The organism is Streptomyces sp. NPDC041191 (assembly GCF_055591945.1).
Window position 1 is genome coordinate 226,761 of sequence record NZ_JBVIZC010000009.1, and the last position, 13,970, is coordinate 240,730.

The following is a 13,970-nucleotide window of genomic DNA, read 5'->3' on the forward strand; positions in this document are numbered from 1 at the left end:
GGGGGAGATCCCATGGGCGGAGGGGGAGGGGGGTGGAGGGGGGTCCCTTGTGTTTTTCCCCGCTTGTTTGGCGCCCCTGGGGGTGTATGAGGTTCCCCCCCCCCCCCCCCCCACGACCCCCCTCCCGGGTGGTTTACGTCCCGTACCGCGTCCACGGGCGCGTGACCCGGCATGGTGCGGGGCATGACCACCTCCGCTCCCGCCCCGCTCGCCCCCGCCCCGGGGTCCGTCTCCGCCCCCGCCGTTCCGGACGCGGCCGCCGCCCCGGGGTCCGTCTCCGCTCCCGCCGTTCCGGACGCGGCCGCCGCCCCGGGGTCCGTCTCCGCCCCCGACCCGCGCGCCGGGCTCCTCGCCGCGCTCGCCCCGCTGCTCGCCGCCGAGTCGGACGCCGAGGCCCCCGCCGCCGGCGTCGAACCCGGCGACCTGGAACAGGCCGTCTGGCTGCGTCTCCTCGAACGCCTCCGGGAGACGGGCGCCCCCGCGCGACCCGCCGACTGGCTGCGCCGGGCCGTCCGCGCCGAGGCCCGCCGCGCCCGCCGCACCGGCGACCGGGAACGCCCCTACCGGGACGAACCCGTCCACGACGGCGCCGGGCCCCACGGCTCCCCCGAGCACGCCCTGCTGGCCGACGAACGCCGCCGCGCGGTGCGCGCCGCCGTCACCCGCACCCCCGGCCGCTGCCCCGGGGTCCTGGCCGCGATGCTCGCCCCGGGGGACCCCACCTACCGGGAAATCGCAGGGGAGTTGGGTATCTCACAGGGCAGTCTGGGCCCGATGCGTTCCCGTTGCCTGGGATGCCTGCGCAGAATGCTGGCCGCGGAGGTTCCCGCCCCGGGCCGTCGGGGAAGGGTGCGGTAGACCGGTGAACGGCAGGGGAGCGGGAGGCGTGCACACATGGGCCTGAGCGTGACCATCTCGGCGGCGGACGCGCGGGACGCGGAGCAGATCCTGAAGTTGCAGTACCTCTGCTACCAGGGCGAGGCGGAGCTGTACGACGACTGGTCGATCGAGCCGCTCACCCAGTCGCTCGACGCCCTGCGCGCCGAACTGGAGGAGGGCCACGGGCTCGTGGCCCGGCTCGGCGACGAGGTCGTCGCCTCGGTGCGGGCCAGGCTCGACGAGGACGGCACGGTACGGATCGCCAAGCTCATCGTCCACCCGCGCATGCGGCGGCACGGTCTCGGCGGCCGCCTCCTCGACGGCATCGAGCGCCACTTCGCGACCGCGCCCGTGCCGGCCGCCAAGCGCTTCCGGCTCTTCGCCGGCCATCGCGGCGAGGGCCACCTGCACCTCTACCGCCGCAAGGGGTACGCGCAGGTCGCCATCCGCGAACTCGGCGCCGGGCGCACCCTGGTGACCCTGGAGAAGGCCGCCTGACCCGGCGGCCCGCCCGCTCCCGGCCCGCCGGGCGGGGGCGTCAGGCCGACGGCACCGCGCGCGACCGGCGCAGCCACCAGATGCCGGTCAGCGGCAGCAGCACCGGGATGAACACGTAGCCGTAGCCGTACTTCGACCAGACCGTCGTGTCCGGGAAGGCGGACGGCTCGATCAGCGTCCAGGTCCCCACGACCAGGACGCCCACGAGTTCGGCGGCGCAGCACACCAGCGCCGCCCTGCGGGCCGTCTCCCCGCCGCGCACCAGCGTGTACGTGATGAAGACGTAGACGGCGGCGGCCACCGCCGACAGGCCGTACGCGAGCGGCGCCCGGTCGAACTCGGTGGCGATCTGGAAGGCCGAGCGGGAGACCGCGCCCACCGACATCACGCCGTACAGCCAGACGACCAGCATGCCAGGACCCGTGACGAGCTGGGTCTTCGCGCCTTCCGCGGTCCTCTCCCGCGTCCCGGTCATGGTCAGCCCACCGTCCAGATGTCGTAGAGACGCACTTCGAGCACGGCCAGGACGACCGCGCCCGCCGCCACCGTCGCCGAACCCCACCGGCTGCGCTCCGCGAGCGACATGAACCCGGCGACCGGCACCGCGCACAACGCGCCGAGCAGGTAGGAGACGAAGATCGTCGCGCCCTCCTCGGCCTTCTCGCCGCGCGCCAGCCACACGATGCCGACGACCAGCTGGACCAGGACCAGGAGGGTCACCACGGCCATGCCGATGAAGTGCCAGTCCTTGGTCGGCCGGTCGCGGAAGGCGGCGAAGCCGCACCAGGCGGCGAGGGCGAGCGCGGCCGCGGAGACCGCGACCGTCAGGGCGTCGAGCATGGGCCCGAGGGTATTACGGTCCGGACGGCCCGGTGCGCCCGGCCCTCCTCTCCCGGCCGCGCGGACCCCCGTGTGTTCTCGGCCACAGCCCGCCCCGGACCGCGCTCCGGCAGGGCCGGGAAGGGGCGGGCGGACCGCGCGGGTGTCCGGACGGTCCCGGTGCGGCCCGGGGAACGGCCGACGTGCGGCCCCACAAGGGCCCGGAGGCCCTTTGGGCGGGCCCGCGAGGACCCGGGGCGGACACCGGGACGTCACGGCAGGAGCCTCCCCGGAGCGTCCGCAGGGCGTCTCAAGGGCGTCCGCTATTCGGACATCCTTCTTTCGTTCGCAGTCGCGCATGCTTTACTTGCAGACATGACCACGACGAGCAGCCGCATCCTTGCGACCGAGGCGATCACGACGCCCGGTGCTCGCCGCATGTGTCGAATGTGCGCCTTCTGAGGGCCCCCGCCCGAGTCCCGCGCCCCGAAGCGGGACCGACGGTCGCGCCGGTCCCCGCCGAACGGCGGTGGACCGCGCCCGCCCCGCGCACCCGCCGACGCCCGGCTCACCGCCGGACCGGCACCCCGTGCGCCTGACTGTCCGATGACGAATGCCCCGTGCGTGACGGACCCCGCGTCGCGCACTCGACAGTGACGGAAACCCCTGTGATCACCACTTCGGGCCTGACCAAGGTCTACGAGTCGCGCGGCCGGCAGGTCACCGCTCTGGACGGCGTCGACCTCCACGTCCGCGAGGGCGAGGTGTTCGGCGTGATCGGCCAGAGCGGCGCCGGCAAGTCCTCCCTCATCCGCTGCGTCAACCTCCTGGAGCGCCCCACCTCGGGCACGGTGACCGTCGACGGCGTCGACCTCACCGCCCTCGCCGGCCGGGGCCGCCGCGCGGGCAGGGACCTGCGCCGGGCGCGCAGCGGCATCGGCATGGTCTTCCAGCACTTCAACCTGCTGTCCTCCCGCACGGTCAAGGACAACATCGAGCTCCCCCTGGAGATCCTCGGCGTCTCCGGCGCCGAGCGTTCCCGCCGCGCCCTGGAACTCCTCGACCTCGTCGGCCTCGCCGACAAGGCCAAGGCGTACCCCGGTCAGCTCTCCGGCGGCCAGAAGCAGCGCGTCGGCATCGCCCGCGCCCTCGCCGGCCGGCCCAGGGTCCTCCTCTCCGACGAGGCCACCAGCGCCCTCGACCCGGAGACCACCCGCTCCGTCCTCCAGCTCCTGCGCGACCTCAACCGGCAGCTCGGTCTCACCGTCCTGCTCATCACGCACGAGATGGACGTCGTCAAGACCGTCTGCGACTCCGCCGCGCTCATGCGGCACGGGCGCGTGGTCGAGTCCGGCACCGTCGGCGAGCTGCTCGCCACCCCCGGCTCCCGCCTCGCGGCCGAACTCTTCCCGGTCGGCGGCGCCCCCACCGGCCCCGGCCGCACGGTCGTGGACGTCACCTTCCACGGGGAGGCCGCGACCCGGCCGGTCATCTCCCAGCTCTCCCGCACGTACAACATCGACATCTCGATCCTCGGGGCGGCGATGGACACCGTGGGAGGGAAGCAGATCGGCCGGATGCGGATCGAACTGCCCGGACCGTACGAGGAGAACGTCGTCCCGGTCGGCTTCCTGCGCGAGCAGGGCCTCCAGGTCGCGGTCGTGGAAGAGGACGAGGCGCCGGTCGAGGCCGCGCCCGTACTGGTCGAGGAAGGTGCGAAGTGACCTGGTCCGAGATGCAGCCCCTGCTGGAGCAGGGCACCGTCGACACGCTCTACATGGTCCTGTGGGCCACCGTCGTCACCGTCGTCGGCGGTCTGCCGCTCGGCATCCTCCTCGTCCTCACCGACAAGGGCGGACTGCTGCAGAACACGCCGGTGAACAAGACCGTCGGTGCGATCGTGAACATCGGGCGCTCGCTGCCCTTCATCATCCTGCTGATCGCCCTCATCCCCTTCACCACCTTCGTCGTCGGCACCTTCATCGGCCCGACCGCGATGATCGTGCCGCTCGCCATCGGCGCCATCCCCTTCTTCGCGCGCCTCGTCGAGACCGCGATCCGCGAGGTCGACCACGGACTCGTCGAAGCCGTCCAGGCCATGGGCGGCGGCATCCCCACCATCGTCCGCAAGGTCCTGCTCCCGCAGGCCCTGCCCTCCCTGGTCTCGGCCGTCACCACCACGGTGATCGTGCTCATCGGCTACTCCGCGATGGCCGGCGCGGTCGGCGGCGAGGGCCTCGGCTCCAAGGCCGTCACCTACGGGTACCAGCGCTTCGACACCACCTTCATGCTCGTCACGGTGGTCGTCCTCGTCCTGATCGTGACCGTCGTCCAGCTCATCGGCGACGGAGTCGTCCGGCTCCTCGCCCGCCGGGGCCGCACCGCGTAACGCCCCCCGGCCACCCCAGACTTCGTCCTTCGAAGAACAGTCCGGACTTGTTGTCCAGACGTCCACCGCTCCACCGGAAAGAGGCACTCTTCGTGCGCAAGAACATCAAGCTCACCGCCGGCCTGGCCGCCGTCTCCGCCCTCGCCCTGGGCCTGAGCGCCTGCGGCACCTCCTCCGACCCGTCCTCCTCCAAGGACCCGGCCGGCTCCGCCGACAAGCCCCTCGTCGTCGCCGCGTCCCCGACGCCGCACGCCGACATCCTCAACTACGTCAAGGACCACCTGGCCGAGAAGGCCGGCCTGAAGCTGGAGGTGAAGGAGTTCACGGACTACGTCCTGCCGAACACCGCCACCCAGTCCGGCCAGGTCGACGCCAACTTCTTCCAGCACAAGCCGTACCTCGACGACTTCAACCAGAAGAACAAGACCACCGTCGTCCCCGTGGCCAACGTCCACCTGGAGCCGCTGGGCCTCTACTCCAAGAAGCTCACGTCGCTGAAGGACGTCAAGCCCGGCCAGACGATCGCCGTCCCCAACGACACCACCAACGGCGGCCGCGCGCTCCAGCTCCTCGCCGCCAACGGCCTGATCGTCCTCAAGGACGGCGCCGGCACCGACGCCAAGCTCTCCGACATCACCGACAAGAAGGGCCTGGAGTTCAAGGAGCTGGAGGCCGCCACCGTGCCCCGCGCCCTGAACGACGTGGACGCCGCCGTCATCAACGGCAACTACGCCCTCGAGGCCAAGCTGGAGCCGGCGAAGGACTCCCTCGCCCTGGAGAAGGCGGAGGGCAACCCCTACGCCAACTTCCTCGCCGTCAAGAAGGGCAACGAGAAGGACGCCCGCGTCCAGAAGCTCGCCGCGCTCCTCCACTCGCCCGAGGTGAAGAAGTACATCGAGGACACCTACAAGGGCTCGGTCGTCCCGGCCTTCGGTCCCGTCGAGTAGGACGCGACGAGCGGGACCCGTCGAGCGGGACCCGTCGAGCGGGGCCCGACAAGCAGGACCCGGGAGGCCGAGGGGCCGTCAGGACGACTTTCCCTCGCGACCCTCGGGACGAAGGCCCCCGCACCCCGGCCGGTGCGCGGGGCCTTCGCCGCCCCCCGCCCCCACATCCCACCCGGCCATGCGCGGCGGCGGCGGCATGCTGCATGCTGTGCGTTCACGGTCGATTCGGACGGTCCACGGCATGGAGCTGCGCATGACTACCACCTTTCCGGACATCTCCATCAACACGGACCGGCTGGTGCTGCGCGCGCTCGAAGAGGCGGACGTCCCCGCGTTCGCCGAGATGATGAACGACGAACTCGTCGGCGCCTGGACCGCCGTGCCCCAGCCCTGCACCGAGGCCGCCGCCCGCGCCTGGATCACCCGGCAGGCGCCCGCCGAACGCACCGCGGGCCGGGGCCTCGCCCTCGCCGTCACCGAGTTCCTCACCCAGCGCCTCGTCGGTGTGATCCGGCTGGACCACACCGACTGGCGGGTCCGCTCCACCGAACTCTCGTACATCGTCGCCCCCTGGGCCCGCGGCGAGGGCTACGCCTCCGAGGCCGCCCTCGCCACCGCCCGGTGGCTCTTCGGCGACCAGAAGTTCGAACGCCTGGAGCTGCGCACCGCCGCCGACAACACCGCCGCCCAGCAGGTCGCCCAGAAGATCGGCTGCATCAGCGAGGGCGTCCTGCGCAACGCCTGCATAGCCCGCACCCGTACCGAGGACGGGAGCTGGACCGACCTGCGCACCGACTTCATCGTCTGGGGCCTCCTCCCCGAGGACCTGGACGACGCCGCCGACCAGATGGCCGAGGCCGGGTACTCCTCGTACACCGACTGGAGCTGATTCCCGGGGCCGATCCCGGGGTACGCTCGGCACGCCCCCGACCTGCGACAACACCACAGGGAGACAGACGACGATGGCCGACCGCGTCACGGTGATCGGCTGGGACGGCTCACCCCTTTCCCCGGCGGCCCGGTCCGCGCTCTCCGCCGCCACGCTCGTGGCCGGAGCCGCCCACCACCTGGCCCGGCCCGAGGTGCCCCCCGCCGCCGAACGCGTCCGGCTCGGCAGCGTCGACCTCGCCGCACGGCGCATCGCGGGCCACCGCGGCACCGCCGTCGTGCTCGCCGACGGCGACCCGGGCTTCTTCGGCGTCGTGCGCACCCTGCGCGCCCCCGAACACGGCCTGGAGGTCGAGGTCGTCCCCGCCGTCTCCTCCGTCGCCGCCGCCTTCGCGCGGGCCGGCATGCCCTGGGAGGACGCCCGGATCGTCGTCGCCCACCAGCGCACCCTGCGCCGCGCCGTCAACGTCTGCCGCGCCCACCCCAAGGTCGCCGTCCTCACCTCGCCGGGCGCCGGCCCCGCCGAACTCGCCCTCCTCCTCGACGGGGTCCACCGCACCTTCGTCATCTGCGAGGAACTGGGCACCGACCGCGAACGGGTCTCCGTCCTCACCTCCGACAAGGCCGCCGACCACGCCTGGCGCGACCCCAACGTCGTCCTCGTCATCGGCGGGGGCGGCGGCACCCCCGCCGTCCCCTGGCTGGCGGGCCACGACCCGGCCGTCCGCCCCGTACGGGGCTGGGGCCTGCCCACCGAGGAGTACGACTCCGAGGGGCACGGCCCCGGAACCGGCACCGTCCGCCCGGGCGCGGGCGCGGACCCCGCCCTCCGCGCCGCCCAGCTGGCCCGGCTCGGTCCCCGGACCGGCGACCTCGTCTGGGATGTCGGCTGCGGGGGCGGCGCCTTCTCCGTCGAGGCCGCCCGTTTCGGCGCCGCCGTCATCGCCGTCGACGCCGACCCGGACGCCTGCGCCCGCACCGAGGCCACCGCCCGCCGCCACGGCGTACCGCTCCAGGCCGTCCCGGGCCGCGCCCCGCACGTCCTGGAGAGCCTGCCCGAGCCCGACGTCGTGCGGATCGGCGCGGGCGGCGTCCAGGTCGTCACGGCCTGCACCGACCGGCGCCCGGAACGCATCGTCGCCCACGCCTCCACCCGTGACGAGGCCGAGGCGATCGGCGCCGCCCTCATCGCGGGCGGCTACCTCACCGAGAGCCTCCTCCTCCAGACCGTGGGACTCGACCCGGACACCTGGTCGGAACGCGATCGTTCGGCCGTCTTCCTGCTCTCCGGACGCAGGATCGAACGCGCCCCCTGACCCGGCCGCCCCACCGGGCCAGGTAGGCTGGCCGATTGTTGTACCGCGTCCGGACACTCGTCGCTTCGTGTGCCGATGTCCTGAATGGGTGGCCCCCGGGAGCCATCGGCGTGGTACGCGACGAGGGGGAACCGCGCGACGTGGCGCAGTCCACAGCGCATCGTGGCGAATCTTCCCGCCACGAGGGCCGAGGGTCGCGACAATGTGTCGGTGTCCGCGTGCTTCGTGCCGCGCGGCGCGCGTGCTCGTTCTTCTCGACGGGCACAGGTCTGAAGGAACACAAGCGATGGGCGAGGGGTACGCATGACGGACACCGGCCAGGTCCCGGGCGAGGGACTGCCGGAGAACGCAGGCATGGTCGAGCAGCCGGGCATCCCCGCACCGGGCGCGTACACCTTCCTGGACCCCTCCGAGCACACGCCCGAGGACGACGACCTGCTGCTGATGCCGGGCGCCCAGGGCGCCTGGAGCGAGCACCCGCCGGGCGTCGTGCCCGCGCCGCCGGTCGCCGTACCGCCCCCGCCGGCCCCGGCCGCCCCGCACCGGGGCGCGCCGCACGCGGCCGTCCCGCACCAGGGGGCCCCGGCCCCGGCGGGCGACCCGCTGACCGACCCGCTCCCGGAGCCCGTCGCCCCCGGCGACACGCCGACGGCCCCGCAGCGGGGGGCCCTGCCGCAGGACGTCCCGTCCGACCGGTTCACCGGCACCCCGGCGCACGGCACTCCCGCGCACGGCACCCCGGCGCACGGCGTGCCCGCTGCCGGTACCCCGGCGCACGGCGTCCCCGCCCAGGGCACCCCCGCCCACGGCACTCCCGCGCACGGCGTCCCCGGCGCTCCGTACGAGCAGGTCCCCACCGACCACGGGTACGAGCCCGGCATCCTCGACACCGGGGCGCACGAGGCCGCCGGCCGCGACACGGGCTCCGTCGATCTCGGCGCCGTCCGCACGCCGCCGCACGCCGCGCCCACCCCGCCGCCCGCCCGGCGCCCGCTGCACATGGGCCCGCCGGTGCCCGAGGGCACCGGGGGCGTCGTGCGCTCGCTGGCCGACCGGGGCCCGGCCACCGCTCCCGCCCCGGCCCCGCAGCCCGTTCCGGAGCCCCTCGTGGCCACCGGGCCCGCCCCCGTGCCGGTCCGGAACCCGGGCCCGCCCACCACGGGTCCCGAGTACTTCGACATCGCGCAGGAGCAGCAGGTCGCGCCGCAGGGCGCCGAGCCGTGGGCCGCTCAGCCGCAGGGGCCGGGCCCCGCAGAAACGGTCGTCCCGCAGTCGGGCGGGTTCGTCCAGGTCGAGGGCTCCGTCCCGACCGCCCCGCACCTGGCCCCGACACCGGCTCCGGTGGCGGAGACCATGACCGGCGCCCCGGCCGAACCCGTCGCCGAGACGGCTCCCGCACCGGAGGAGCAGCCGGTGCCCACCGCCGTGGCGGAGCAGGCGGAGGCGCCCGCGCCCGCCGCGGCGCCCGAAGCCGTCGTGCCCGCTCCGCGCGAGGCCGAGTCCACCGCCGGGGTGCCCGCGCCCACGGCACCGGATGCCGTCGAGCCGCCCGCGCCCGTCGAGGCCGCCGGGCCCGCGCCGGAAGAGACCGGACAGGCCGCCGGGGACGCCGAGGACGCCGAGGGCACGGCCGTACCGGCGGAGGCGCCGGAGGAGAAGGCTCCCGAGGAGCGGGGGAGTGCCGTCGTCGCACCGCCGGCGGAGCCGCTCCCGCAGGCCGTGCCGGCGGAGGAGGCGGCGGAACCGGAGGCGGAGACCGCCCCCGCACAGGAGCCGGTCCAGGAGCCCGTTCCCGCCGTGGGACCGGCCCCCGCCGCAGAGCCGGTCCCCGTCCAGGAGACGGCCGTCGCCCAGGAGCCGGCCCCGGCCCAGGAGCCGGTCCCGACCGAAGAGGCGGCCCTCGCCCCGGAGGCGGCCCCCGCCCCGGAGCCGGCCTCCGCCGACGTACCGGCCCCCGCCGACGCACCGGCCCCCGCCGACCCGTCGGCCCCCGCCGAAGAGGCACCCTCCGCCGCCCCCGGCCAGGAGGACGCCGTCCCGGCCCCCGGCCCGCAGGCGGAGACCGCCCCCGCCCCCGGCTACGACGAGGCCGAGCGGGACGCGGTCCTGCGGGTGATGCGGGAGCGCCGCGACATCCGCAACGGCTTCCGCCCCGACCCGATCCCGCACGAGGTGCTGCTCCGCGTCCTGGAGGCCGCGCACACGGCCCCCAGCGTCGGTCACTCGCAGCCCTGGGACTTCGTCGTCATCCGCTCCGCCGAGACCCGGCAGACGATGCACGAGCTGGCCCACAAGCAGCGCGACGCGTATGCCGAGTCACTGCCGAAGGCCCGGGCGAAGCAGTTCAAGGAACTGAAGATCGAGGCCATCCTCGACACCCCGGTCAACATCGTCGTGACCGCCGACCCCACCCGGGGCGGCCGCCACACGCTCGGCCGCCACACCCAGCCGCAGATGGCCCCGTACTCCTCCGCGCTCGCGGTCGAGAACCTCTGGCTCGCGGCCCGCGCCGAAGGTCTCGGCGTCGGCTGGGTCAGCTTCTTCGACGAGCGCGAGATGGTCCGCACCCTCGGCCTTCCCGAGCACCTCGAAGTGGTCGCGTACCTCTGCGTGGGATACGTGGACGAGTTCCCCGAGGAGCCCGAACTGGTGCAGGCGGGCTGGTCCAAGCGCCGCCCGCTGGCCTGGGTCGTCCACGAGGAGACGTACGGCCGCCGCGCCCTGCCCGGCGAGGAGCCGCACGACCTCCTCCAGGAGACCGTCGCGAACATCCGCCCGCTGGACGCCAAGGCGCTCGGCGAGGCGTGGGAGCGCCAGAAGCGGATGACCAAGCCGGCCGGCGCGCTCGGCATGCTGGAGATCATCTCCGCCCAGCTCTCCGGCCTGTCCCGGATGTGCCCGCCGCCGATCCCGGAGCCCGCGGCCGTCGCGGTCTTCGCCGGCGACCACGGCGTGCACGCCCAGGGCGTCACCCCCTGGCCGCAGGAGGTCACCGCCCAGATGGTGGCCAACTTCCTCGGCGGGGGAGCGGTCTGCAACGCCTTCGCCCACCAGGTGGGCGCCGAGGTCTGCGTCGTCGACGTCGGCGTCGCCGCCGAACTCCCGGCCACCCCCGGTCTCCTGCCGCGCAAGGTCCGCCCCGGCACCGGCGACTTCACCACGGGTCCCGCGATGAGCCGCGAGGAGGTCCTGGCGGCGATCGAGGTCGGTGTCGAGACCGCGCGCGACCTGGTCGCGGCGGGCAACAAGGCGCTGCTCACCGGTGAGATGGGCATCGCGAACACCACCGCGTCCGCCGCCCTGATCGCGGTCTACACCGGCGCGGACCCGGCCGAGGTCACGGGCCGGGGGACCGGCATCAACGACGAGACGCACGCCCGCAAGGTGGACGTGGTCCGCCGCGCCCTCGCCCTGCACGGGCCGGACCCGGAGGACCCGATCGGCGTCCTCGCGGCGGTCGGCGGCCTGGAGCACGCGGCCCTCGTCGGCCTGATCCTGGGAGCGGCCTCCCTGCGCACCCCGGTCGTCCTCGACGGCGTCTCCACCGGAGCGGCGGCGCTCGTGGCCCGGGCGATCGCGCCCGAGGCCCTCGCGGCCTGCATCGCGGGCCACCGCAGCGCCGAGCCGGGACACGTGGCGGCCCTCAACAAGCTGGGCCTGCGCCCCCTCGTGGACCTGGACCTCCGTCTCGGCGAGGGGACGGGCGCGCTGCTCGCCCTCCCGCTGGTGCAGAGCGCGGCCCGCGCGATGCACGAGGTGGCCACGTTCGACGCCGCGGGAATCACCGAGAAGTAGCACCCCCTCGCGCGCCGCCCCGCCCGGCGGGGCGGCGCGCGAGGCCGCCCCCGGCACGCGGAGCGCGGCCCGCGACGGCGGGCGGCACCGGTCGCGCGGTGTCCGGACACGCGTCCGGCCGGCCCCGCGCCGCCCCTGCCACGGGGAGATTCGTCACGGAGTGGCATCCCCGGGCCACCGATATCGTGTGACGGACGAACCGCGTCCCACCAGCCGCTCCACCGCCGCAGCGGCCCGCACCCGCCCCGTCCCGAGGAGCCGCTCACCCATGGCCAAGAACGCCGAGCCCGTCGACCCCGCAGAGAAGGCGGCGCACCCCGCCTACCCCGTCGGCCTGCGCCTCGCCGGCCGCCGCGTCGTCGTCCTCGGCGGCGGCCAGGTCGCCCAGCGCCGCCTCCCCGCGCTGATCGCGGCGGGCGCGGACATCACGCTGATCTCGCCCTCCGCGACCCCGTCCGTGGACGCGATGGCGGAGACGGGCGAGATCACCTGGATCAGGCGCCGGTACGAGGAGGGCGACCTCTCCGGGGCCTGGTACGCCCTGGTCGCCACCACCGACCCGGCCGCGAACGCCACCGCCTCCGCCGAGGCCGAGCGCTCCCGGATCTGGTGCGTGCGCTCGGACGACGCGGAGGCCGCCACCGCCTGGACCCCGGCCACCGGCCGGGGCGAGGGCGTCACGGTGGCGGTGCTCACCGGCCACGACCCGCGCCGCTCGGCCGCCGTGCGCGACGCGATCGTGGAGGGCCTGCGGGACGGCTCGCTCGCGGCCCCGCAGCACCGGGCCCGCGCCCCGTTCGTGGCCCTGGTCGGCGGCGGTCCCGGCGACCCGGACCTCATCACGGTGCGCGGCCGCCGGCTGCTCGCGGAGGCGGACGTGGTGATCGCGGACCGGCTCGGCCCCCGCGACCTCCTCGACGAACTGCCCCCGCACGTCGAGGTGATCGACGCGGCGAAGATCCCGTACGGCCGGTTCATGGCCCAGGAGGCCATCAACGACGCGCTGATCGAGCACGCGAAGGCGGGGAAGTCTGTCGTCCGCCTGAAGGGCGGCGATCCCTTCGTCTTCGGCCGGGGCATGGAGGAGGCACAGGCGCTCGCCGCCGAGGGCATCGCCTGCACGGTCGTCCCGGGCATCTCCAGCTCGATCTCGGTCCCCGGCGCGGCCGGCATCCCGGTCACGCACCGGGGAGTGGCCCACGAGTTCACCGTGGTCAGCGGCCACGTCGCCCCCGACGACCCGCGCTCCCTGGTGGACTGGGCCTCGCTCGCCAAGCTCACCGGCACCCTGGTGATCCTCATGGGCGTCGACAAGATCGGAAGGATCGCGGAGACGCTCATCGCCCACGGCAAGGCCCCGGAGACCCCGCTGGCCCTGGTCCAGGAGGGCACGACGGCCGCCCAGCGCCGGGTGGACGCGACGCTCGCGACGGTCGCGGAGACCGTCCGCGCGGAAGAGGTCCGCCCGCCGGCGGTCATCGTCGTCGGCGACGTCGTCAGGGAGAACCCGGACCGCCCGACCGCCTAGGAACGCCCCCCGGGGCGACCCCGCACAGACCCCCACCGACACCCCACCCCGGACAAGGCAGTATCACCCCGTGGCCGAACCCCTCACGATCGACACCCCCGACGACCCGCGCCTGCGCGACTACACGGACCTGACCGACGTCGAGCTGCGCCGCAGACGCGAACCGGCCGAGGGCCTGTTCATCGCGGAGGGCGAGAAGGTCATCCGCCGGGCCCTGGCGGCCGGGTACGAGATGCGGTCCATGCTGCTCTCGGCCAAGTGGGTCGGGACCATGCGGGACGTCATCGACGGGACCGGCGCGCCGGTGTACGTGATCGATCCGGACCTGGCGGAACGCGTCACCGGCTACCACGTGCACCGGGGGGCCCTGGCGTCCATGCGGCGCAAGCCCCTCCCGGACGCCGCCGGACTGCTCGCCGGCGCCCGCCGGGTCGTGGTCATGGAGTCGGTCAACGACCACACCAACATCGGCGCCATCTTCCGCAGCGCCGCCGCCCTCGGCATGGACGCCGTCCTGCTCTCCCCGGACTGCGCGGACCCGCTCTACCGGCGCTCGGTGAAGGTCTCCATGGGCGCGGTCTTCTCCGTCCCGTACGCCCGCCTGGAGAACTGGCCGCGGAGCCTGGAGACCGTACGGGAGGCCGGCTTCGACCTGCTGGCGCTCACCCCGGCGGAGGAGGCGGTCCCCCTCGACGAGGTGGCCCCGCACCGGCTGGACCGGGTCGCGCTGATGCTGGGCGCGGAGGGCGAGGGCCTCTCGGCGCGGGCCCTGCGGGCCGCCGGCAGGTGGGTCCGCATCCCGATGGCCCACGGCGTGGACTCGCTCAACGTGGGCGCGGCGGCGGCCGTCGCCTTCTACGCGGTGACGGCGGGCCGGCCGGTGTCCTGAGGGAACCCCGCCCGCACGGGGG

Annotated in this window: 12 protein-coding genes; 10 read left to right on the top strand and 2 right to left on the bottom strand. The window is 74.8% G+C overall.

Annotated elements, in window-relative coordinates:
- Positions 1 to 183 precede the first annotated feature (183 nt).
- Together ACZ6AQ_RS19605 and ACZ6AQ_RS19610 are read left to right on the top strand one after the other, a co-directional pair.
- Positions 184 to 858, top strand: coding sequence for an RNA polymerase sigma factor (locus ACZ6AQ_RS19605; RefSeq protein ID WP_468760888.1), 675 nt, complete (start codon positions 184 to 186; stop codon positions 856 to 858).
- 36 nt (positions 859 to 894) lie between these two features.
- On the top strand, positions 895 to 1,377 hold the full coding sequence (locus ACZ6AQ_RS19610) for a GNAT family N-acetyltransferase (protein ID WP_468760889.1): 483 nt from the start codon (positions 895 to 897) through the stop codon (positions 1,375 to 1,377).
- Between the two features lie 40 nt (positions 1,378 to 1,417).
- Here ACZ6AQ_RS19610 and ACZ6AQ_RS19615 read toward each other — a convergent pair whose 3' ends face one another.
- Both ACZ6AQ_RS19615 and ACZ6AQ_RS19620 read right to left on the bottom strand, forming a co-directional pair.
- The gene (locus ACZ6AQ_RS19615) at positions 1,418 to 1,852 is read right to left on the bottom strand and encodes a hypothetical protein (protein ID WP_468760890.1); all 435 of its coding nucleotides are present in this window, start codon (positions 1,850 to 1,852) and stop codon (positions 1,418 to 1,420) included.
- Between the two features lie 2 nt (positions 1,853 to 1,854).
- Entirely contained in the window at positions 1,855 to 2,217 is a 363-nt protein-coding gene (locus tag ACZ6AQ_RS19620) for a hypothetical protein (RefSeq protein ID WP_468760891.1), read from the bottom strand.
- A 647-nt stretch (positions 2,218 to 2,864) separates the two neighbouring features.
- Between ACZ6AQ_RS19620 and ACZ6AQ_RS19625 the strand changes: the two genes are divergently transcribed.
- The 8 genes from ACZ6AQ_RS19625 to ACZ6AQ_RS19660 all read left to right on the top strand — a co-directional run bounded on the left by ACZ6AQ_RS19625 (position 2,865) and on the right by ACZ6AQ_RS19660 (position 13,948).
- Positions 2,865 to 3,920: a methionine ABC transporter ATP-binding protein gene (locus ACZ6AQ_RS19625; RefSeq protein WP_468760892.1), complete on the top strand. Its 1,056-nt coding sequence runs from the start codon at positions 2,865 to 2,867 to the stop codon at positions 3,918 to 3,920.
- Positions 3,917 to 4,585 carry a methionine ABC transporter permease gene (locus tag ACZ6AQ_RS19630; protein ID WP_468760893.1) on the top strand — a complete coding sequence of 223 codons (669 nt, stop codon included), beginning with the start codon at positions 3,917 to 3,919 and terminating at the stop codon, positions 4,583 to 4,585. The genes ACZ6AQ_RS19625 and ACZ6AQ_RS19630 overlap by 4 nt, the downstream gene beginning before the upstream one ends.
- Before the next feature lie 92 nt (positions 4,586 to 4,677).
- A complete protein-coding gene (locus tag ACZ6AQ_RS19635) occupies positions 4,678 to 5,532 on the top strand; it encodes a MetQ/NlpA family ABC transporter substrate-binding protein (protein WP_468760894.1) in 855 nt (284 codons plus the stop codon).
- 253 nt (positions 5,533 to 5,785) lie between these two features.
- Positions 5,786 to 6,421, top strand: a complete 636-nt coding sequence (locus ACZ6AQ_RS19640) for a GNAT family N-acetyltransferase (protein WP_468760895.1) — start codon at positions 5,786 to 5,788, stop codon at positions 6,419 to 6,421.
- A gap of 73 nt (positions 6,422 to 6,494) precedes the next feature.
- Complete coding sequence (cbiE, locus tag ACZ6AQ_RS19645) at positions 6,495 to 7,736, top strand: precorrin-6y C5,15-methyltransferase (decarboxylating) subunit CbiE (RefSeq protein ID WP_468760896.1); 1,242 nt, start codon at positions 6,495 to 6,497, stop codon at positions 7,734 to 7,736.
- Between the two features lie 303 nt (positions 7,737 to 8,039).
- Positions 8,040 to 11,531, top strand: coding sequence for a nicotinate-nucleotide--dimethylbenzimidazole phosphoribosyltransferase (gene cobT, locus ACZ6AQ_RS19650; protein ID WP_468760897.1), 3,492 nt, complete (start codon positions 8,040 to 8,042; stop codon positions 11,529 to 11,531).
- Positions 11,532 to 11,799: 268 nt separating this feature from the next.
- The gene (gene cobA, locus ACZ6AQ_RS19655; RefSeq protein ID WP_468760898.1) at positions 11,800 to 13,059 is read left to right on the top strand and encodes a uroporphyrinogen-III C-methyltransferase; all 1,260 of its coding nucleotides are present in this window, start codon (positions 11,800 to 11,802) and stop codon (positions 13,057 to 13,059) included.
- A 70-nt stretch (positions 13,060 to 13,129) separates the two neighbouring features.
- Complete coding sequence (locus tag ACZ6AQ_RS19660; protein ID WP_468760899.1) at positions 13,130 to 13,948, top strand: TrmH family RNA methyltransferase; 819 nt, start codon at positions 13,130 to 13,132, stop codon at positions 13,946 to 13,948.
- Positions 13,949 to 13,970: the final 22 nt, after the last annotated feature.